The sequence below is a fragment of the Nitrospirillum bahiense genome, assembly GCF_007828025.1.
Classification (GTDB): domain Bacteria; phylum Pseudomonadota; class Alphaproteobacteria; order Azospirillales; family Azospirillaceae; genus Nitrospirillum; species Nitrospirillum amazonense.
Map to the genome: position 1 here is coordinate 1 of NZ_VITO01000053.1, position 1170 is coordinate 1170.

A 1170-nucleotide genomic window follows, 5' to 3' on the forward strand; every position below is an offset into this window, starting at 1 on the left:
ATACCAACGAGCATTAATTACGACCCATGTGCCCAGCGTCGAAGTCCAATGGACATGATGCGGTAAGGCTGTTCGACGAGTTTGTTCCAGGCGTGACAGCAGTGCTCGACGATGTCGTCATAGTTCTGGAAGATGCGATTTGAGAGCCAGTTGTCGCGGATGAACTGCCAGAGGTTCTCGACGGGGTTGAGTTCCGGGCAGCGGGGCGGCAAGGGCATGAGCGTAATGTTGGCCGGCACGATGAGTTCGGCCGATCTATGCCAACCGGCCTGATCGAGGATGAGGAGAGCTTGCGCTCCTGGCGCGACGTGAACGGCGATTTCCTGGAGATGGCGGTTCATCGCGGCGGTGTTGCATCTGGGCATGACGATGCCGGCACCTTTACCCTCGGCGGGGCAGATCGCACCGAAGATCCAAGCGGAGGCCCGGCGCTGGTCCTTCGGGGCTGATGGCCTGGTGCCAATCCTGGCCCAACGCCGGGTGAGCTCGGTCTGCTGGCCGATCCGGGCCTCGTCCTGCCACCACACTTCTATCGGCGTTCCCGGCGGGAGGTGGCGCCGGATGTCCGCCAGGCGGGCTGGGAAGGTTTTTTAAAATCAGTGATGTCTTCGGGCTTCTGGCCGCGATGGCGCGGCCGGGCCGAGAGCTTGCGATAGCCCAGCGCGCGCAGTTCGCGGCCAAGGGTGAAGCGCGTCACCGACACGCCGAACTCGTCCCACAGCAACTGGGCCAGATCGATAAGCCGCCAGCGCACGACGCCGTGCACGGCCGGGATCGGCCCGGCTTCGACGGCCGCTGCCAGGCGCGCGCGCTGTATATCGCTCAGCAGCGGCGCCTTGCCGGGCGCCTTGCGTGTCGCCAGGCCGTCCGGGCCATCCGCGTTGAAACGAAGGACCCAATCCCGCACGATCTGCAACGTCACGCCGGCCGTCCTGGCTGCTTCACCCCGGCTCCGGCCGTCGAGGATCTCCGCCAGGGCCAACAACCGCCGAACCTGATCAGCATCGCCGCATCGGCGGGCGAATTGGCGCAAGGCCGCCGCTGAATAATCCGAACGAACCTCGACTGCCGAACCCATCGCAAGCCTCCTCTGTGCTTGCTCTGGTGAATCAGAAAATCCGCCTGAAGGGAATCCCCTCAGTGAGAGTCGCCATCAGCGCTCCTTGGTAT

General features: G+C 64.1%; 1 protein-coding gene. It reads right to left on the reverse strand.

Features of this window, described 5'->3' with window-relative positions; all coding sequences use genetic code 11:
* Window positions 1-17: 17 nt before the first annotated feature.
* Window positions 18-1078, reverse strand: a protein-coding gene (locus tag FBZ88_RS30065) for an IS630 family transposase (RefSeq protein WP_145620665.1) whose coding sequence is annotated in 2 segments (ribosomal slippage) — window positions 18-586 and window positions 586-1078 — 1062 coding nt in all. Because the reading frame shifts where the segments join, the coding sequence is not laid out codon by codon here.
* Window positions 1079-1170 lie beyond the last annotated feature (92 nt).